This is a genomic window from Peribacillus sp. SIMBA_075, assembly GCF_046534585.1.
Genome location: NZ_JAWRYN010000863.1, coordinates 1 through 262 on the forward strand (window position 1 = coordinate 1; position 262 = coordinate 262).

Below are 262 nucleotides of genomic sequence, written 5' to 3' on the forward strand. Positions count from 1 at the left end.
TCATTGGTAGGAAGTCGCTCATTCATAGTTCTAAATAAAGAAATAAAATCAAAGTGAAGTGTTGCCAATATTTCGCGTAATCTTGCATGTTCTAGACTAGAATATAATTCTGAAAACTCTGCGTTTATTGTGCTGTTAGAGAGCAGTTCTCTATACTGAGCTTCAATATAGTTTTCTATGTTCACTGTATCACCCCAATCAAAATATAACGCGAAGTCAATTATAGGGTCAATGTTTGCATGCATGTGCATTATGAAAAGAC

At 34.4% G+C, this 262-nt stretch carries 1 protein-coding gene; it reads right to left on the minus strand.

What is annotated here, in order from left to right:
* On the minus strand, positions 1 to 185 hold a 185-nt coding region (locus SB775_RS30700; protein ID WP_486360724.1), incomplete at its 3' end, for a hypothetical protein.
* Positions 186 to 262: the final 77 nt, after the last annotated feature.